Below are 18,291 nucleotides of genomic sequence, written 5' to 3'. Positions count from 1 at the left end.
ATAACGCCAGGCCAAAAAAAGGAGTAGAAAATGGCTATAAATTATATTAACGGTGATCGTCTCTATTATGCTTTTTTAGCAGGCGCAAATGAGATATTCATCAATAAGTCAATGTTAAAAAGACCAATCCAGGAGTGTTTAAGAGATGCTAAAGGCTCTTCAAATTTATCTGGTTATACTGGGTGCTTTTTCCTGATTGATATGATCTGGCTTGGATTGGTGGCAAAAAATTTCTATAAACAGCAGCTGGGGTTTTTAATGGCTCCCAGGATAAACTGGGCAGCGGCAATAATATTTTATCTTTCTCAGCAACCTGGCGACAATAAAGGACTGGCCTTATGCGGTTGTATTTGTAGATATTGTATGGGGAGCTTCATTATCTGCCGTACTTTCAGTTATTGGATTTCTTTATAGCAGGAGTATTTACTAAACAGGGGGGAATGGCGATGATTATAAAACACTTTTATTTGGATAAAATTGCCCATAGTTCCTACATGCTGATCGGAAACAAAATCAGCGCTGTAGTTGATCCCCAGCGGGATGTCACTATCTATATTGAAGAAGCAAAACGCAGGGGGGCTACAATTTCTCACATTATACATACTCACCTCCATGCAGATTTTGTTTCCGGCCATATGGACCTTGCCGAGCTGACCGGTGCTCCCGTATATGTTCCGAAAGCTGCCGGGTGTACTTTTGAGCATGAAGCAGTTGTTGAAAATGATATTATAGAAATTGAAGATATGCAGCTTTTTTAGCTTTCCATATACCCGGTTCTTATAACATCGGTATAGGCGGAAATTTTCCGATCTATCTTGGTTGGGTAATTCCTCCCGATAAAGAAATCTATCTGGTAACTGAAGATACTGACGATGCAAGGGCCGCCGAGCTTTGGGCTCGCCGGGTTGGGATGGATCGCATAGCCGGGTATCTTTCCGGCGGAATTGCAGAATGGGCCATGGGTGGCAAGGATTTTAATACAGCACCACTCATTTCAGCCCGGGATATCAAAAATATAAAAAATGGATATGACCATGTTTGTCTGGTTGATATCCGGACTCCCCAGGAATATGAACAGGGCCATCTTTCAGGCACTGTTAATGTTCCGGTACAGGAATTACGTTCCCGCTACGTGGAACTGAATGCTGAACTCCATTTGATCTTATTGTGCAGCACCGGTTTTCGGTCGAGTCTCGCTGCAAGCATTCTTAAGCAGAAGGGGTTTAAAAAAATCAGCCATCTGGCTGGTGGTATGACCGGCTACGGGGCTGCGTAATAACCGTAAAATGGATTTTTGCTATACGTCTAATTTCGGAGCTGCTGTGGAACATGGTACTCCGATCAGGCATTTACTGCAAACTTCGGCAATACTCACAAGGGTATTATATTTTTCAGCATTCTTTCCCAGTTATAAGCATATGATTAAGACCGAAAGTGCCAAGCCCGTCAATATATGCTGCACTGCGGCGCGACCAGTCGCTAAGAAGAGTCTTTTTGGCAAAGTTATGCCTAGCGGGTACATATGCGGCTTGAAAACCCTGAGCAATCAAGTAGCTTTGGAGAATAAGGTTGAGATCATTTATCAACTTAACAGTCGTGATATGAAAAATCTATGAAAGTTAAAGGATTTAGTGATACAGAACAAGAAGGCAGTATTGCATTAAATATTGAGGAGGATGATTTGTGGATATAATAAAGAAAGCGAAGGAATTGGGAGCGGAAATACGAAAGTCGGAGGAATTTCGGGAGTTAAATAGGACTTCTGAGAACGTTCAGGGAGATCCCGAAGCTAACCGGCTTGTTGAAGAAGTACAAAAAGTCCAGCAGCAGATACAGTTTTCTCAACAATCAGGTGTACAGCCCAGCCAGGAGCAGATTGATCAGTTTAACGAAATAAAAGGCAAAATGGACACCAGCCTTACTATCCAGGCTTATGCCAAAGCACGCAGCAATTTTGATCAGCTCATGCAAAATGTAAACAACGCAATAGGTGAAGGCATCGAACCTTCTGCTAATAAAAACAAGAGTAATTAATTCGAAATAACTCAAACACAACGAACTATTTAATTTCTTAAAATACTTGAAGGGGCAGCTTTTAAAGCTGCCCCGCTACCTATGAAATGCTTCTGATGAAAGGCGATTAGCTGTGATTCTTTTTGCCAAAACTCCAACCGAGCCAATTGACGAGTTTCATCGGGTTGCCGTTCATATCAGCAAGAGGTTTGGCCGGATCTCCTTTCTGGGTCGCTAAGGAAACCACAATCATAAGGACAATGGAGATAAGGAAAGCCGGAACTGAGGCTATATAAACTGCATCCCAGATAGCCCATTCAGTATATACAACCCCTTCCTCTATGATCCCTATATTGGCTTCTGCTGTTTCTGCATAGAAATAGTAGTAGCTCAGAATGATCCACGAAACGAATCCGCCAATCAGGGCAATCAGGGCACCCATCTCATTGCACTTTTTCCAAAAATAACCTGCCGCATAGGGGGCAAAAAGGCCGACCAGGATAATCGACCAGGCAATAACAACCAGCATGTAAATCGTTTCGGCATAAAGCGCCAGTAAAAGTGAACTAATCGCTATAATTGGAACAAATAACCTGGTTATCTTTAATGTTTCCTCACCGGTAGCCTCAGGTTTCACATATTTAAATCCGTTGTAACCAATAATAGATGATGCCGCCAGCAGGGCACTGTCTGAGCTGGACATCAATGCTGCAACCATTCCTGCGACGAAGATAACAGTAAGGATCGGAGGCAGGTACTGGATGGCCAGCCAGGGAAGGATCATCTCAGTTTCCGGAATCGTAAGTTCTGCATTTATTTCGAACATAACTATACCTAAAATTACCGGGATCATTCCTACCACAATGTAAAGAGCTCCCGATACATAGGAGCCAACAACGGCTACTTTTTCATCTTTGGCGGAGAGAAGTCTCTGCATCAGGTCCTGGGCAGGTATACTGCCCAAACCTATGGCCATCCAGGCTCCAATGTAATAAAACCAACCAGGTACCCCGAAATACCAGAGATAACCTTCTTCAGCTGTGGGAGCCATTGAAAATGCAGGCAGTTCACCCCAGTTGCTGGCATGTTCAAAGAAATAACCCCAGCCTCCGATATGATCAATTGCATAGGGGAGAATGACCAGGATTCCGACAATTAATATTACCATCTGAACAACGTCTGTTAGAGTTACCGACCACATCCCACCCAGGTACGTGTAGAGTATCAGAACCGCACAGGAGATGATGATTCCATACGCAAGGGGTAAACCGGTGAAAATCTGTAGAATTGTACCGAAGGCGACCAATTGTGCCCCAACCCAGCCGATTTCAGCGATGACCAGGACGATGGCAGAGGCAAACCCCATTTTTTTTCCGAAGCGGATATCAAAAAAATCGACCAGGGTCAGGTACCCACCGCGCCTCATCAGTCGGGCAAAAAATATTCCGGCAAGAACGAGGCATAAAGCTGCTCCCCAGGGGTCAAAAATCACCCCCTGGTTTCCAAACAGGTAAGACTGGGCAGTTGCCCCCATGAGGGTTCCGGCACAAAACCATGTAGCAAAAAGAGTGCCGATTGTTAAGAAGAGGGGTAATCGCCGACCAGCAACGATATAATCAGTACTGTCTTTAATCCTTTTAGAGCTCCACCATCCGATGCCGAGCATAACAAGCATATAGATGATAACTCCGATTAACACCATGCCACCGTACTGATAAGAACCCATTTCCATCTTAATTGCCTCCTCCAATGGATTAAACACAACATAACCAAATTGAGCCCATTAGATTTTCGGCGTACCGCTCATTCTCACCCCCATTAAACTTTTTCCATGCAGTGGTCTGTCATAATTATATAAATTTAGATTTGATATCACTATTATAAACCCAGAAAGTTTGTCATCACAAGTGTATAAATTAACTGGATCGAAATTCAGAGGAATAGCATTTCAACTGTAAAGTGAATCAACCAGTTTAATATAGGTCGAAATATTGAATTTAGATCTGCTGCCTTTATAACTCATGTAACGGATTTTGCCGAATACCGGTCGGTTTGCCCAGGCCCGATCGTGTACACCCCCGATGCACCAGGCAATTCCGGTATATCCGTTTGGGTCGCGTCCATCAAGGGAGTATTTATCATTTAGATATATTGCTGTTCTCAGTGCTTCTTCAACACTTTCTGACCACTCCAGTATTTTTTTTGCCCAGTACATTCGCATGTAACCGTGCATTTTCCCTTTTACCAACATTTCTTTTTGTGCCGCGTTCCAGAGAGGATCGTGTGTTGCCGCGGATTCGAATTCATCAACCCTGTATATATATTCCCGTGGATCTTCTGCGTGAGCTTCCAGAGATTCTTTCGCCCATTTAGGAAAACCATGGATCGAATCATAGGCCTGATTAAAGTAACAGAAGTTATCTGATAACTCACGGCGAACCACTAGTTCTTCTAAAAATGATGAAACATCTATACCCGGCTCCTCTGCCCTCTGGACTTCATAGGCGAGCCGTTGGGCGCTCAACTGACCAAAATGCAAGTAGGGAGATAAATCGGACTGCCCGCTTAAGGTTGGGTCGTTTCGGTCTCGTTCATATCGGGCAAGTTTATATATGATAAATTTCTCCATCGCTTTATGCGCAGCATTTTCACCTGTCTGAAAGCTGTTGCTGTCATATTCAGAATTGGCTGCTTTTATTTTATCTTTAATCTTTAGCCAATCAGTTTTTTTAGCCTTTTCTGGTAGCAGAAATGGATGTTTAATGATTTCCGGAAAAGGTCCCAGAAATCCGGGGATTTGTTTTTTTATTTTTGGCCTGAATGTATAAGCGGCATATTCCTGTTTTGGCGATGCATACCAGCAGGGGACAAGGTTGTGAGCATCTACCTCAATAGAAGCGCAATTTAGGTTTTCAGTTACATTCTTTTTCCACTGTCTTGATATACGAAGGGGGGAAAAATCGCTGATTAATACCCCAACTTGCCTTTTATTACAGAAACGGGGAAGAGTTTCTTCGGGTTGGCCGGTTAGCAGGTAGAAATTGATATTTAATCTGTTAAACCCGGATTCAAGTTCTTTTAAACCTTCGATCATAAAATTGTATTGGCGTAAAATAGCACCAAGAAATTGTGGGGCAAGACAGAAGACTACCGACAAAGGCCTTTGGTAATCAAGTGCCAGTTTTTGTGCATAAAGCATCGCCCAATTATCATTTATCCTCTGATCGCGGCTCATCCAGTACAACACCTGTCCGTCTTTCACCGGTTTCTGATTCAGGTGTCTGAACCGTCGATAATCTATCTCCGTTATATTCAAGTTAATTTCACACCCTTAATTATCGTTATCCATGGGAAAATTTCATCATTAATAAATTTATTCCTGTATTAGTTTTCAATAAAAGCAGGAAATAATATGTTATGTTTGGTATTTAAGTGGTAACTGGCAGTATTTATAGTGTGGAATGAATGTGGTTTGAGGAGGCAGAGCCAATGGTTTATAAGGTTTTGGTGACCCGCAGGATACCTGATAAAGGTCTGCAAATACTGGAAGATAACAATATTGAATATGTAATGCATGAAAAAAATCGTCCCATGAATCAGGCTGAGTTTGAAGCAGGTATTAAAGATGTTGACGGTGTAATAACCATGCTTTGCAATCAGGTAAATACTGATGTGTTGAAAATGGCACCCCGGTTAAAGGTGGTTTCCAATTTTGCTGTAGGTACAGACAATGTTGACATTTCTGCCTGTTCAGAGCGGAAGGTGGCGGTTACAAATACACCCGGCGTACTGACTGAAGCAACTGCTGATACAACATTTGCATTGATTCTCTCAGTCGCCAGGCATGTTGTAAAAGCTGATAAGTACACCAGGGAAGGAAGTTTCACCGGATGGGATCCTCTCCTGTTTGTCGGTTTTGAATTAAAGGGTAAAACATTAGGAATAATCGGTATGGGAAGGATCGGTCAGGCTGTAGCCCGTAGAGCGGTTGGATTTGGAATGAATATTGTGTATTACAACCGCAATCCACTCCCGGATGATCTGGCTGATGAATTGGAGGCTACCTACCTGTCACTTGATGAGTTGATCCAAACTGCAGATATTTTAACTTTGCATCTTCCGTATTCTGATAAGGTCCACCATCTGATTAATAAAGAGCGGCTTAAAATGATGAAGCATGATGCTTACCTTATTAATGCAGCCAGGGGCGCGCATATTGATGAATCAGCGCTGGTCGAACACTTAAGATCCGGTAACATTGCCGGGGCTGCTCTTGATGTTTATGAGCATGAGCCAAAGCTTACTCCCGGCCTTGCAGAACTGGATAATGTAGTTTTGTTACCTCATCTGGGTAGTGCCACAGTTGAAGCCAGAAATGCGATGGCAGAGTTGGCTGCCGGAAGTATATGCGAAATCTTTTCCGGTAAAATTCCGGAAAACATTTTAAACCCCCAGGTATTTGACTGATCTTGTCAACTTATTTATAAACTGATTGATAATTTACTTTGAGAATAAACTGAGGAGGGACTATGAAAAATAATATAACCAAGCCGGAAAAAGCATATAAAAACTTAGAATTCCTTAACAGCTCTGATGCCAGGATCATCCGCATCTTATCTGAATTTTTAGAACCGATGAAGCGTTTCCGGGAGCAAAAAGTATATGATACAATTGTTTTTTTTGGGTCAGCAAGGACAATTAATAGGGATGAGGCCGCCAGTAAACTTGCATCAATCGAGAGTAAAATGGCAGGTAATAGCAAACAGCTGGATGAAGCGATCCGTGAGGAATTGGACTTTGCCCGCCACCAGATGTTTCTGAGTAAATATTATGACGAAGCGGTTGAATTGGCATCGTGCCTGACTAGTTGGTCAAAATCGCTGGAATCAAGTCATCGTTTTGTAATCTGCTCCGGAGGCGGACCTGGAATGATGGAAGCGGCCAACAAGGGGGCTATCGAGTCTGGCGGAAAATCAATCGGATTGAATATCAGTATACCCATGGAACAGTATTCGAATCCTTATATTACACCTGATCTGAATTTTGAGTTTCATTATTTTTTTATGCGTAAGTTTTGGTTTGTCTATCTGGCGAAAGCCCTGGTCATATTCCCCGGGGGATTCGGGACATTGGATGAGCTTTTTGAAGTGCTGACCCTGATCCAGACAAAAAAAGTTCTGAAAGAAATGCCAATTGTAATTTACGGCTCTGAATACTGGAACCAGGTAATTAATTTTAGCGCAATGGCTAAATATGGCACAATCAGTAAAGAAGATCTCAAGTTAATAGAGTTTTGTGATTCAGTTGAAGGAGCTTTTAACTACCTTAGAAGAGAACTAACCAGGCTTTACATTGACAATAAAAATGGTATTAGATAATCAACGAAAACCATTGATTCAAATCGTGAACACACTGCCTTTCTTATTGTCTATATTTTATCTTTGTGTTGTTTTTAATTTCTCTAATGCTTCCAATTCAAAGTCAAGAGTTTCCAGTTCCTGAAACATTGACACCTTTGGAGAATGGGATGGCCAGCGCTTTTTAATATCTTCTATTTTTCTTTTTAACTCTTTAATTTTATCTTCAAGGTCTCCCATAATAAAAACCTCCTGTAATGATTTTATCATACACAATAAATAGACGCGTGCTATATAATTCATTGTAACCCGAGTAAGATTCATATTTATTTATATAATAGTCAGCAGGGAGTCGATTAAAATGCATATACTTGTGCTTGTTGATATTCATCAGTCTGAAGAAAAATGGGTACAGCTGGTCGGGGTTGTAATTGATAAAAGACCCGAGCTGGTTTTAATAGCCGGATACCTGTTTCCGAAGACAAAGGGGACCCTGGCCCAGATTTCCTATCTGCCTTATATCAGAAAATGTGCCCGGTCTATAAAACAAGTCGGAACAGAAACGGTTCTAATTCTCGGAAATGATGATAACCAGTTATTGGTTGCCGAGATGATGCAGGGCGATGGAGTATATTAAATTCCAATATATCTGGCAAAAATGGTTCGTGCTTCGGCTTCATTATCTGTTCCATGAATGATTGCTCTTCCATTTGGGAAGAGAACAATCTCCTTATTCTCAACCTGCAGGGTAAGCAGATATCCGTTGTAAGCTATTTTCCCGATAGCTTCTAATCTCTCGGAAAGCCTTTTGAGATCAATCTTTTTTTCTGCCGGAGGCATAATCTGAACCGCATTCCGTCCGCATAGAACTGTTGTCCAGGAATAACTCTCACCGTTTAAAAAATCAAAAACTTTTTTTCCGCAGGTGGGGCATTCTTTCCTTTTTTCAACATGAATTGTCTCAAAATCCCTGTCCCATATATCGATATATAACATACCCTGTGTTGGCTCAAGACCAACAAGCAGCCTCAATGCTTCGGCACTTTGTATTGATGCAACGGTTCCGGTTGCCATGCTAAGGACACCTTCAGTGTCACAGCTTGGTATTGAACCAGGGGTGGGAAGATGCTCAATGTGGCACCTGAGACATGGGGTATTGTCTGGAACTATGCTCATGGTCATGCCTACTGAACCGAGAACGGCTCCGTAAATCCAGGGAATATTATTTTTTACGCATACATCATTAATAAGTAATCGTGTTTCCAGGTTGTCAGTTCCATCTACAACCAGACTGCTTTCGGCAATAATTTTTTCAGCGTTTCCGGGTGACAGGTCGGCTACTAGCGGCTCGATAACTATTTCAGAATTAGCTGCCGATAATTTTTCAGCCGCTGCAATTGCTTTTGGTAATACCTTTGAAGCATCTTTTTCATCAAAGAGTATTTGTCGCTGTAGGTTGCTGTATTCGACAAAATCACGATCAACCAATTTTAAATGACCTACACCTGCCCGGCACAATTGATTGCTGCTGACAGTTCCCAGTGCCCCGAGGCCGATAATAGTAACTTTGCTCGCAGCAATTGCTGTCTGCCCTTTTTTGCTTATCGGTCGAAATAGTATTTGTTTTGCATAACGTTTGTTAACCTGTGTGTTCATATTGGATTACATCACCTTTAAACATATTAAGTTTTTCGGATAGGTGAGAGTTCCCTCAGTTTATTGACTGTTTCTTCAACAGCATCGATCACATGGTTCACTTCATCAGCTGTATTGAAGTGTCCAAGAGAGAACCTTATACTTCCCTGCGCAAGTAAAGGATCGAGCCCGATAGCTTTTAAAACATGGGAAGGTTCTGTAGCCCCGGCGCTGCATGCTGAAGCGGTAGATACAGCTATTCCCCTAATATCGAGAGATAACAGGAGGGCTTCTCCTTCAATGAACTTAAAACTGATATTAGATATATTTGGCACACGTAAATCAGGGTGGCCGTTAATCTTTATATCGTTTACACGATTACGAATACCTTCTTCAAGCTTGTCACGAAGGGTGGCCAGTCTTTTATTTTCAGATTCAATTTCATCAGCTGCCAACTGGAGGGCGGCAGAGAGAGCAACAATTCCTGGAATATTTTCTGTGCCGGGGCGTAATATTTTTTCCTGATGCCCCCCTTCAAAGAGCGGTTTAATCTTTAATCCGTCGCGCTTATAAAGGGCTCCAATACCTTTTGGTCCGTGAATCTTATGTGCAGTCATTGATAATAGGTCCACACCAAGTTTATTAACGCTGACCGGTATCTTGCCCACAGCCTGGACTGCATCAGTATGAACGATAATTCCTCTATCTTTTGCCAATTCGGTTACTTTTGCCAGGGGTTGTATAGTTCCGATTTCGTTATTTACGAGCATAATACTAATTAAAGTTGTATTTCGGCGCAGGCTATTTGCAAGGATTTCCAGATCAATTATGCCGTTATGATCAACGGGAAGAACAGTTATATCAAACCCCTGTTTTTCCAGTTCTTCGTAAACGTTAATAACTGCATGATGCTCAATTGAGGAGGTAATAATATGATTGCCCTTTTCCAGGTTGGCATAAGCTGTTCCTTTAATGGCAATATTATTACTTTCGGTACCTCCACTGGTGAAGAAAATTTCCCCCGGCTCAGCCTCGATAATATCTGCTACTGTCTTGCGAGCTGTTTCCAGCGAACGTTTGGCTTTTTGACCTGTAGAATGCAGGCTTGAAGGGTTGCCGTAAATATCCAGTAGATAACGCTGTAGGATTTCGGCAACTTCGGGACGGGCTGCAGTAGTTGCGGCATTGTCAAAATATATTTCCTTCATCTCTTTCATCCTTTCCGGGATTACTCTACAGGATTAAATAAACCGCTGCTCAAATATCTTTCACCGGTGCTTGCTAAAATGGTAATGATTAATTTTCCACTGTTTTCCGGCCTGGCGGCAATCTGTAGGGCAGCATATACAGCAGCGCCTGAAGAAATACCGACAAATATTCCTTCTTCCTTAGCCAGTCGGCGGGCTGTATTGGCGGCATCATCATCTTCGACCTGAATTATTTCATCGACCAGTGATAGATCCAGCACTTTTGGTATGAATCCTGCGCCGATGCCCTGAATTTTATGCGGACCTTTATTACCTCCCGAAAGTACCGGTGATCGGGCTGGTTCAACCGCGACTGCTTTGAATGAAGGGTTTTTTTGTTTTATAACCTGGGACACTCCGGTAATGGTCCCTCCGGTACCAACTCCTGCTACCAGTATGTCTGCCTTGCCGTCTGTATCATTCCAGATTTCAATTGCTGTTGTATCACGGTGAATTGCTGGATTGGCTGGATTGTTAAATTGTTGAGGCATATAATACTGTGTTCCCTGGCTGACCAGTTCTTCGGCTTTTTTTATAGCTCCCGGCATGCCTTCTGCTCCTGGAGTAAGAATTAATTCTGCTCCCAGTGCCTGAAGAAGCTGACGGCGTTCAATTGACATTGTGTCTGGCATTGTGAGAATCAAGCGGTAACCTCTGGCAGCGCAGATAAAAGCCAGTCCGATGCCTGTATTACCACTGGTTGGTTCAACAATAATTGTTTCAGGGCTTATCTTGCCTCTCTTTTCCGCTTCATTAATCATACTTAGGGCAATCCGATCCTTAACACTACCCAGCGGGTTGTGTGATTCAAGTTTTGCTATGATCGTTGCATCCAATCCCTTTGTAATAGTATTAAGTTTTACCAATGGGGTGTTTCCCACGGTTTTTGTAATATCATCGTAGATCTTTGCCATTTCTTATTTCTCCTTTTTCATATGTGATATATATTTGGCACAGATTCTTTAACATAAGCTCGTTCCATTAAATCTTTTATTGTTACTGAATCAAGAAAGCTGCTACATTGTTCATAAAGTTCAGACCATATCTCCTGGGTTACACAAATTTCCGATCGCCTACATGAAGAAGGATTATTCGTACAATCAACCAGGCAGCCTGCTCCTTCGAATAATTCGTAGAGGTTTTTTAAGGTTATTTCTGCAGGGTTTATAATCAGTTGATACCCTCCCTGGGCTCCTCTGACAGAGTGAATCATCCCTGATGTCTGAAGTATGGAAAACAGGTTTTCAAGGTATTTTGGTGATATGTCCTGGCGTTTAGCAATATCCTTAACACTCACCGGTCTTGCGGTTGAGTGGATGGCCAGATCGAGAATCGCCCTGGTGCCGTAACGGAATTTTGTGGTTAGCTTCACTGTAAAACCCTCATTTCCTATGGGGACAGTATGAATTATACCAATAAAGGGTCATGAAGTCAACCATGGAGTCAAATGGTTATTTTCTGTTAAGCAGAGCAGCAGAAGTTTATTAAATCCAAGAAAAAAGGCGCTGATAAATCCTTCAGTGAATTAATTATTTATTTTAGTACTGCCAGGCTTGTTCTAATATATGCATATGGGTGGAAGAAAGAACTTTGAATGACTCAGCATATTTATATCCTTCTTCCTTTCCGATTTCACGAGCTTTCATCGTTAAGAGTTCTTTAAACATTTCAAGCTGGTCATCCCTGAACTGGCTCTTATGGCAGCTGAGAGCTTTTAACTTCTGCGCCCATGTGTCCGAGACATCTATAAAGGTATTTGGATAAGCAGTATAATAAAAGGCGATCATTTCAGCAGCATAGGGTTCAATACCGTCATGTAAGTCTGAAGGGCAAAAATATGGAAGCCCGGATAGCAGAAAAGCTTCCGCGGCAGCCATGCCTGTCCGGATATGGTCTGAATGTGCCTCATAAGAAAGCCAGGGGTCACAGACAAGAAGAGCTTTTGGTTTAATGGTCCTTATTATTCGCGTAATTTCGGAACGGACTTTTTCGTAAGGAAGATTACCTCCGTCAGGAAAATTTAGCCAAAGATGCTCATTTACGCCCAGGTAACAGGATGCTTCAATTGTTTCCTTCTTTCTTGTCTCGATTAATTCTTTCTGGTTTATGCCATGATCATAGGTGCCTGCGGAACCATCAGTTACTGTGACACAGGTAATGGTAATACACTTCTTGCTCAGTCGGGCAATCGAGGCTCCGGCTCCGATTTCCATGTCATCAGGATGAGGTTGGATGCATAAGATTTTTTCTGCTCTAGTCAGGTCCGGTATTTTTAATAAATTTAAATAACTTAGTTTCATTATTTATCCCCCGGGGCATGCATAAAATAAATTATTGAAATTCAGCAGACAATGATTCTCACGGATAGCTAAAATCTATAACGTATTGGTGATCATGCATCATCTTGTACTGCTTATTTCAGTATAAACTGAATAAATATTATCGTCTATTATTATTGACACTGGGCAGGTTAGTTTATTGCTTTTCCCTGGGAATAGTGGTTTAATTGTTATCTGAACTAAACTAGGAAGATGATCTGATTATAAAGAAAAGGTGAATAAAACTGATTGCACAAACTGAAAATTCAATAAGAAATATAGCAATTATTGCTCATGTTGATCATGGAAAAACAACCCTGGTTGATGGGCTTCTTCGTCAATCCGGTATATTTCGTGAAAATGAAAAAGTGGTCGACAGAATAATGGATTCAAATGATTTGGAAAGAGAACGCGGCATTACGATCTTGTCTAAAAATACTGCAGTCCACTACAAGGGTATTAAAATCAATATAGTTGATACACCGGGGCATGCTGATTTCGGTGGAGAGGTGGAACGTGTCCTCCGCATGGTCGATGGGGCACTTTTACTGGTTGATGCGTCGGAAGGCCCGATGGCCCAGACTAAATTTGTTCTGCGTAAAGCTCTGGAGGTTGGACTACGTATAATTGTTGTTATTAATAAGGTTGATCGCCCGGATGCCCGCTCGAATGAGGTCCTCAACGAAGTTTTTGATCTTTTTATTGAGCTGGGTGCAGCTGATTGGCAGCTTGATTTTCCGGTAATTTATACATCTTCCCGTAAGGGTATTTCTTCTGTAGATCATGCCAAACCGGGAAAAGATTTGAAACCTTTGTTTGATATGGTAATTGCAGAAATACCACCCCCGGTAGTTGCTCCGGGAAATGTTCTTCAATTACAGATTAACACTCTTGACTATGATGATTACCTTGGACGCATTGCCATCGGCAGAATACTCAACGGTTCGCTGAATAGTGGACAGCAGGTTGCCTTATGTAAGCAGGATGGAAATGTAGAAATAATGAAGATCAGCAAGCTTTGGGTATATGAAGGATTAAAACGCAAAGAAATAGACCAGGCAATAGCGGGGGATATAGTTGCTCTTGCAGGGCTGGGAAAGGTAAATATAGGTGAAACAGTCAGCGATCCTGAACATCCAATGCCTTTGCCTGTCTTAAATGTTGATGAGCCGACACTGGCTATGAATTTTATAGTTAATGACAGTCCTTTCGCCGGACGTGAAGGTAAGTATGTTACATCCCGCCAGGTGCGCAGCCGCCTTTTTAAAGAAGCTGAAACAAATGTAAGTTTAAAAGTTGAAGATACTGATTCTCCGGATTCTTACCTTGTCTCTGGCCGGGGAGAGCTGCATTTGGGAATCCTTGTTGAAACGATGCGTCGGGAAGGGTATGAACTTCAGCTTTCCAAGCCGAAGCCAATTCTTAAGGACATTGAAGGTGTAATTTGTGAACCCTATGAAAGGTTGTTTGTTGTTACTCCTCAGGAATATTCTGGTAAAGTAATTGAAAATTTGGGTAGCAGGCTTGGTGAAATGTTAAATCTCCAGCCTGCAGGTGAGAATAGTCTGAAACTGGAGTTTATGGTTCCTGCCCGCTGCTTAGTCGGATTCCGATCTGAGCTTTTGGTTGATACTCATGGTGAAGGAATCATGCATCATCTGTTCAGCCACTATGGTCCCTGGCGTGGAGAAACTGCCAGGCGGCGAAAAGGTGTGTTGGTTGCCTTTGAAAATGGCGAAGCTTCTACTTATGGTATTCACAATGTTGAAGAGAGAGGTTCTCTTTTTATAGGCCCGAATGAAGAAGTATATGCCGGTATGATTGTTGGAGAAAATTCCCGTGAGGAAGATCTGGACGTAAATGTATGTAAGAAAAAACACCTGACAAATATGAGGGCAAGTTCTGCGGACGAAGCTATCCGGCTGGCTCCACCGATTAGTTTTACCCTGGAAAGGGCAATGGAATATATTGAAGATGATGAACTTGTGGAAGTTACACCGGCAACGATCCGGATGCGAAAAAAAATTCTTGATCGTAATCTTAGGTACCGAGCAACAAAACAGAATGATTGATAATGGAACATGGAAGAGTTAATAAAAGAACTGGAGCGATAGGGTATCCAGTTCCAGATTTGCATACAGATAGTTAATTAAAACCTAATAAGGGCGACTGTGTGACGTATTTGCGTCAACCAGATGACCCTTTATTTATCTAACAGTACTAATTAAGCTGAAACCGTAATTATATTTTTAGCTACAATTTATCATTATTGCCCTGGAAATATAAAAGCATTTATTGTTTTCATCCCTGGTACGGGTTTTATCGGGTTTTATAATAATTCCGGCCAGTTATGTTAAAGTTGGCATATATCTTGCTTGATAATATAGTAGCGAAACAATAGAAAACAAGGGAGGATATGAAAATGAAAAACAGCTGCAAATTCTGGAATGAATATGATGGGATTAACGGACAGGTATTGTATTGCAGTGCCGGAGCATTCAATAAAAAATTGACACCTGCTGAAGCAGCAGCTTGTGGTTGCACAACCCTGCAGAGAGAAAAATGCCTTAAGGCAATGACAGTTAATTTGGGCTATGGTTTGGTTCCGATAGTTTTATCTGACACTGAAGTCAAAGATAGAGTTCTCAAGAGAGAAACAGCCTTCGTGATTACATCATGAGATACTGGCCTTTAATATGGGCATCGTCTGGAAAAACCTTCTCTCCAGTAGCAAAAAAAAGGCTAACTACTTGATGGGCGCTCAAGTTACTCAATTCTGTTTCAAACAACCTGAGCGTCCATCAACTTTTGATTTTCTAAAATACTCCTTATACCTTCAAATATTTTTCGCACGATCTTTGCTTGCATTAATTTGCACTTCAACTGCAAATCCAACTCTTTAAAGGATTTACTCCCTGGTGGGTAGAATTTATTTTTCAACAGCAAACCTGTAAATTTCATTAAGCTGCCAGGGGGAATTATATGGATATTGTAAATGATGAATTCAACGAGCTTGAGCAGAAATTAACCTGGAATTACTCGGACAGTGCTGAACTGGAAGATATCCCATGGGGCCCTCACAAGATCCCTGTTGCAATTGAACTGCAGGGCATTAATCTCAGCATAGAAAAGAACAAAGATGGTTATCTTTATAATCGCAAAGGGGCAGGCGAGGAAATTGGTAAGTTGCTGATGACTGGAAAAGGTAATTTCCTGCTCAATCCAGTCGAACCTTTTCATAAGCCTGCAGCAGTGAGCACTCATTTATTAGTTGAACTGTCCAAACCTGTTGTTATTGAGCCACGGAGTTCAAAGAAGATATTTGCGACCTATCCACTGGAAATTGTAGCCTTAATCAGCCAGAAAGGGAATATAGCCTGTGTTGTGGATACTATCTCTATGACTAAACTCAAATATACCTTATATGGCGGAATAAAAGATGGATTGGTATGCAGATATTGGAAGAGTGAATTTTTTATTGATATACCTGCTGTAAACCCACTGGAAATGGGAATTCTGCAGCTTGAGCTCGTGAACTCTACGGGTCGGTGGATTGAGGTAAATAAAACCGTTCTCAGTGCCCATGGCATGAAAATATATTATAATACTCGATTGGTTTCAGTCAGCGCGGAAATGAAAATCTCAAATGATGTAACCGCAGAAACAAATTTTGTTGACAAGCCAATAAAGCCCGGAATGACCAAAGCGTTTGAGCAATTTAGTACCCGTTTGCTTGGCCACCAGGGGAAGACTGTGATGGGGGAGGGTTATTGAGATGCTCGATTGGTTGAGTTATGAAGTATATGGCAGGGTAACCTGGTTAAACCTGATTGTTGCGGTTTTGATTTTTTTCGCCGGACTTATTATATCAAGAATTTTTGCTGTGCATTTAAGGCGTTCACTAAAAGACAGAATGAAAAAAGAGCAACTGGAGATGCTGGCAAAAATTGTTTCTTACACGGTTATGGTTCTAGCAGTAATCTGGATTATGCCGACGGTTGGGATAGAACCATCAGGACTGATGGTTGCCGGTGGCATCGTTGCCCTTGCTGTTGGATTTGCCAGCCAGAGCATTATCAGCAACCTGATCTCAGGATTATTTTTAATGGGCGAGAGACCGGTAAAAATTGGTGATTTAGTTGAAATAGAAGGCATCCTCGGTGTAGTTGAAGATATACATATTATCTCCACTTCACTCCGGACGTTGGATGGCTATTTCATCAGGGTTCCCAATGAAAAAGTCTTTACCTCAAGTATTACGAATTATTCATCAAGCTCTGTTAGGCGGTTTGAATACTCAATTGGTATAAGCTATGCAGATGATGCGGAAAAAGCAGTGAATATAATCAAGCAGGTGATTGATGAACAGCCCTTTGCTCTTATTAATCCGGCTCCCCAGGTGTATGTGGACAGTCTGGGCGATAACAGTGTTGATATTATAGTCAGGATATGGGCGCCAACTGCTGTATGGTTCAATCTCAAGATGGAGCTTTTATGGAAAATCAAGCAAGCAATTGAATCAGAAGGTATTGAGATACCTTTCCCACAGAGAGTGATCTGGTATGGAGAAAAGGGCAAGGAAAAAGCTCCGCAGGTGAATAGTAGTTAGAATAGTAAATGGCTGGTGATTTTCGATGAATGAAGCTATTACTGTGATTGGCGGCGGGGCTATCGGTGGGATAACAGCTGCGTACCTGGCGAGAGCTGGCTATGAAGTGATAGTCGTTGAACCATGGTTTGAACACCGGGAGGCCATGAAAGAAAATCTGGTTGTGGAGGGCTGCCGGGGTATTTTTTCAACCCCACTCGATGTTATCTCTCCGGAGGAAATCCAGGGGCCTCTTCATATTGTACTTTTAGCTGTTAAATCTATGCACACAGAAGATGTTATGAGAAAGCTATCACCCATGCTTCAGGAAAATTCAATTGTCGTTTCAATGCAAAATAGTATAAACGAAGATCTGATAGCGGAAATAATCGGAAGAGAACGTACAATTGGATGTGTTGTTGGCTGGGGGGCGATTACAGACAGGGCTGGTCATCTTTCACAGGCCTCACTGGGAGAATTTGTAATCGGCAGGCTTGATGGCCACGCAGATGAACGATTACTAAAACTCCAGAAAACTATGAGTTTGGTCACGGACACATATATAACAGATAATATCTATGGGTTTTTATGGGCTAAGCTACTGGCGAACTGTGCTATCTCTGTTGGTGCCTTGCAGGGTAAACCAGTGGCTGACCTGGTTAGTATGCCCGAAGCGAGGGTGGTGATCAGGGGCATCGTGAGTGAAGTTCTTGATGTCGCATTTGCACTTGATATATGTCTTGAAACTATTCATCTTCGTTTCGAACCTGAGCAGTATATTGTGCAGAAAGATTTAATAACCGAAAGTTTGCTTGGTGTTTTAGAAACGACACATGGTGGTATTGTACCGACTGCTTATCAGGATTTGCTTTTGGGAAAACCGCTGGAAACAAATTTCATTAATGGGTATGTGGTCAGGAAAGCTAAAACGCTAGGTATTAAAACACCTTTGAATTATTTTCTGGTCAATATTATAAATGAGATGGCCAAGGGTAGTAGAGAAATAAAGAAAGAGAATATTATTGAACTATACAACGTGTGCAGGTAAATAAGCTGCATAATCTATCATCCATGACAGAAAACGAGGATTGCTGCTTAATAATAAAAGGGACACCTTGTCTGGTGCCCCCCAA

General features: G+C 41.9%; 19 protein-coding genes and 1 pseudogene. 12 read left to right on the top strand and 8 right to left on the bottom strand.

All coding sequences use genetic code 11. The features are described from left to right. The first annotated feature begins 30 nt into the window (after positions 1-30). The 4 genes and pseudogenes from SCJ97_00575 (at position 31) to SCJ97_00560 (ending at position 2,034) form a co-directional block, all read left to right on the top strand. A pseudogene (locus SCJ97_00575) lies at positions 31-430 on the top strand (DUF2177 family protein). Positions 431-446: 16 nt separating this feature from the next. Continuing rightward, the gene (locus tag SCJ97_00570; protein ID MDW7738540.1) at positions 447-758 is read left to right on the top strand and encodes an MBL fold metallo-hydrolase; all 312 of its coding nucleotides are present in this window, start codon (positions 447-449) and stop codon (positions 756-758) included. Positions 759-910: 152 nt separating this feature from the next. After that, positions 911-1,276: a rhodanese-like domain-containing protein gene (locus tag SCJ97_00565; GenBank protein ID MDW7738539.1), complete on the top strand. Its 366-nt coding sequence runs from the start codon at positions 911-913 to the stop codon at positions 1,274-1,276. Positions 1,277-1,683: 407 nt separating this feature from the next. Next, positions 1,684-2,034 (top strand): YlbF family regulator, encoded by a 351-nt coding sequence (locus SCJ97_00560; GenBank protein ID MDW7738538.1) that lies wholly within the window; start codon positions 1,684-1,686, stop codon positions 2,032-2,034. Between the two features lie 106 nt (positions 2,035-2,140). On the opposite strand, the gene SCJ97_00555 is transcribed toward SCJ97_00560, so the two are convergent. Both SCJ97_00555 and SCJ97_00550 read right to left on the bottom strand, forming a co-directional pair. Further along, a complete protein-coding gene (locus SCJ97_00555; protein ID MDW7738537.1) occupies positions 2,141-3,745 on the bottom strand; it encodes a sodium:solute symporter family protein in 1,605 nt (534 codons plus the stop codon). A 216-nt stretch (positions 3,746-3,961) separates the two neighbouring features. Continuing rightward, on the bottom strand, positions 3,962-5,329 hold the full coding sequence (locus SCJ97_00550; GenBank protein MDW7738536.1) for a deoxyribodipyrimidine photo-lyase: 1,368 nt from the start codon (positions 5,327-5,329) through the stop codon (positions 3,962-3,964). A gap of 173 nt (positions 5,330-5,502) precedes the next feature. On the opposite strand from SCJ97_00550, the gene SCJ97_00545 reads away from it, so the two are divergent. Together SCJ97_00545 and SCJ97_00540 are read left to right on the top strand one after the other, a co-directional pair. After that, positions 5,503-6,480 (top strand): D-glycerate dehydrogenase, encoded by a 978-nt coding sequence (locus SCJ97_00545; GenBank protein ID MDW7738535.1) that lies wholly within the window; start codon positions 5,503-5,505, stop codon positions 6,478-6,480. A gap of 62 nt (positions 6,481-6,542) precedes the next feature. Beyond that, entirely contained in the window at positions 6,543-7,391 is an 849-nt protein-coding gene (locus SCJ97_00540; GenBank protein ID MDW7738534.1) for an LOG family protein, read from the top strand. Between the two features lie 57 nt (positions 7,392-7,448). Here the strand turns inward: SCJ97_00540 and SCJ97_00535 are convergent, their stop codons facing one another. Continuing rightward, positions 7,449-7,610 carry a histidine kinase gene (locus SCJ97_00535; protein MDW7738533.1) on the bottom strand — a complete coding sequence of 54 codons (162 nt, stop codon included), beginning with the start codon at positions 7,608-7,610 and terminating at the stop codon, positions 7,449-7,451. Between the two features lie 121 nt (positions 7,611-7,731). On the opposite strand from SCJ97_00535, the gene SCJ97_00530 reads away from it, so the two are divergent. Next, a complete protein-coding gene (locus SCJ97_00530; protein MDW7738532.1) occupies positions 7,732-8,007 on the top strand; it encodes a hypothetical protein in 276 nt (91 codons plus the stop codon). On the opposite strand, the gene SCJ97_00525 is transcribed toward SCJ97_00530, so the two are convergent. The 5 genes from SCJ97_00525 to SCJ97_00505 all read right to left on the bottom strand — a co-directional run bounded on the left by SCJ97_00525 (position 8,004) and on the right by SCJ97_00505 (position 12,552). Further along, the gene (locus tag SCJ97_00525; protein MDW7738531.1) at positions 8,004-9,026 is read right to left on the bottom strand and encodes a ThiF family adenylyltransferase; all 1,023 of its coding nucleotides are present in this window, start codon (positions 9,024-9,026) and stop codon (positions 8,004-8,006) included. The genes SCJ97_00530 and SCJ97_00525 overlap by 4 nt on opposite strands. 26 nt (positions 9,027-9,052) lie before the next feature. Further along, complete coding sequence (locus tag SCJ97_00520) at positions 9,053-10,213, bottom strand: cysteine desulfurase family protein (GenBank protein MDW7738530.1); 1,161 nt, start codon at positions 10,211-10,213, stop codon at positions 9,053-9,055. Between the two features lie 20 nt (positions 10,214-10,233). Next, positions 10,234-11,166 (bottom strand): cysteine synthase A, encoded by a 933-nt coding sequence (cysK, locus tag SCJ97_00515; protein MDW7738529.1) that lies wholly within the window; start codon positions 11,164-11,166, stop codon positions 10,234-10,236. Positions 11,167-11,183: 17 nt separating this feature from the next. Next, positions 11,184-11,624 carry an Rrf2 family transcriptional regulator gene (locus SCJ97_00510; protein MDW7738528.1) on the bottom strand — a complete coding sequence of 147 codons (441 nt, stop codon included), beginning with the start codon at positions 11,622-11,624 and terminating at the stop codon, positions 11,184-11,186. A gap of 166 nt (positions 11,625-11,790) precedes the next feature. After that, the gene (locus SCJ97_00505) at positions 11,791-12,552 is read right to left on the bottom strand and encodes a PIG-L deacetylase family protein (GenBank protein MDW7738527.1); all 762 of its coding nucleotides are present in this window, start codon (positions 12,550-12,552) and stop codon (positions 11,791-11,793) included. 266 nt (positions 12,553-12,818) lie between these two features. Here SCJ97_00505 and typA point away from each other — a divergent pair, with 266 nt between their 5' ends. From typA to SCJ97_00480, 5 genes are all read left to right on the top strand, one after another. Continuing rightward, complete coding sequence (typA, locus tag SCJ97_00500) at positions 12,819-14,642, top strand: translational GTPase TypA (protein ID MDW7738526.1); 1,824 nt, start codon at positions 12,819-12,821, stop codon at positions 14,640-14,642. A gap of 350 nt (positions 14,643-14,992) precedes the next feature. Continuing rightward, complete coding sequence (locus tag SCJ97_00495) at positions 14,993-15,250, top strand: hypothetical protein (protein MDW7738525.1); 258 nt, start codon at positions 14,993-14,995, stop codon at positions 15,248-15,250. 302 nt (positions 15,251-15,552) lie between these two features. Next, complete coding sequence (locus SCJ97_00490) at positions 15,553-16,344, top strand: DUF432 domain-containing protein (GenBank protein ID MDW7738524.1); 792 nt, start codon at positions 15,553-15,555, stop codon at positions 16,342-16,344. A 1-nt stretch (position 16,345) separates the two neighbouring features. Further along, on the top strand, positions 16,346-17,179 hold the full coding sequence (locus tag SCJ97_00485) for a mechanosensitive ion channel family protein (protein ID MDW7738523.1): 834 nt from the start codon (positions 16,346-16,348) through the stop codon (positions 17,177-17,179). A 25-nt stretch (positions 17,180-17,204) separates the two neighbouring features. Then, a complete protein-coding gene (locus tag SCJ97_00480) occupies positions 17,205-18,206 on the top strand; it encodes a 2-dehydropantoate 2-reductase (GenBank protein ID MDW7738522.1) in 1,002 nt (333 codons plus the stop codon). Positions 18,207-18,291 lie beyond the last annotated feature (85 nt).

It is taken from the genome of Bacillota bacterium (genome assembly GCA_033549065.1).
Lineage (GTDB): Bacteria > Bacillota > Dethiobacteria > DTU022 > DTU022 > JAWSUE01.
Note: the sequence above shows the minus strand (reverse complement) of the source record. Positions and strands in the feature narration are given on the sequence as shown.

Coding starts and splice junctions, on each gene's coding strand:
- SCJ97_00535 (MDW7738533.1), bottom strand. CDS start 7,610: ATGGGAGACCTTGAAGATAAAATTAAAGAGTTAAAAAGAAAAATAGAA.
- SCJ97_00480 (MDW7738522.1), top strand. CDS start 17,205: ATGAATGAAGCTATTACTGTGATTGGCGGCGGGGCTATCGGTGGGATA.
- SCJ97_00520 (MDW7738530.1), bottom strand. CDS start 10,213: ATGAAGGAAATATATTTTGACAATGCCGCAACTACTGCAGCCCGTCCC.
- SCJ97_00555 (MDW7738537.1), bottom strand. CDS start 3,745: ATGGAAATGGGTTCTTATCAGTACGGTGGCATGGTGTTAATCGGAGTT.
- SCJ97_00565 (MDW7738539.1), top strand. CDS start 911: ATGGATCGCATAGCCGGGTATCTTTCCGGCGGAATTGCAGAATGGGCC.
- SCJ97_00530 (MDW7738532.1), top strand. CDS start 7,732: ATGCATATACTTGTGCTTGTTGATATTCATCAGTCTGAAGAAAAATGG.
- SCJ97_00495 (MDW7738525.1), top strand. CDS start 14,993: ATGAAAAACAGCTGCAAATTCTGGAATGAATATGATGGGATTAACGGA.
- SCJ97_00570 (MDW7738540.1), top strand. CDS start 447: ATGATTATAAAACACTTTTATTTGGATAAAATTGCCCATAGTTCCTAC.
- SCJ97_00485 (MDW7738523.1), top strand. CDS start 16,346: ATGCTCGATTGGTTGAGTTATGAAGTATATGGCAGGGTAACCTGGTTA.
- SCJ97_00505 (MDW7738527.1), bottom strand. CDS start 12,552: ATGAAACTAAGTTATTTAAATTTATTAAAAATACCGGACCTGACTAGA.
- SCJ97_00540 (MDW7738534.1), top strand. CDS start 6,543: ATGAAAAATAATATAACCAAGCCGGAAAAAGCATATAAAAACTTAGAA.
- SCJ97_00525 (MDW7738531.1), bottom strand. CDS start 9,026: ATGAACACACAGGTTAACAAACGTTATGCAAAACAAATACTATTTCGA.
- SCJ97_00490 (MDW7738524.1), top strand. CDS start 15,553: ATGGATATTGTAAATGATGAATTCAACGAGCTTGAGCAGAAATTAACC.
- SCJ97_00545 (MDW7738535.1), top strand. CDS start 5,503: ATGGTTTATAAGGTTTTGGTGACCCGCAGGATACCTGATAAAGGTCTG.
- cysK (MDW7738529.1), bottom strand. CDS start 11,166: ATGGCAAAGATCTACGATGATATTACAAAAACCGTGGGAAACACCCCA.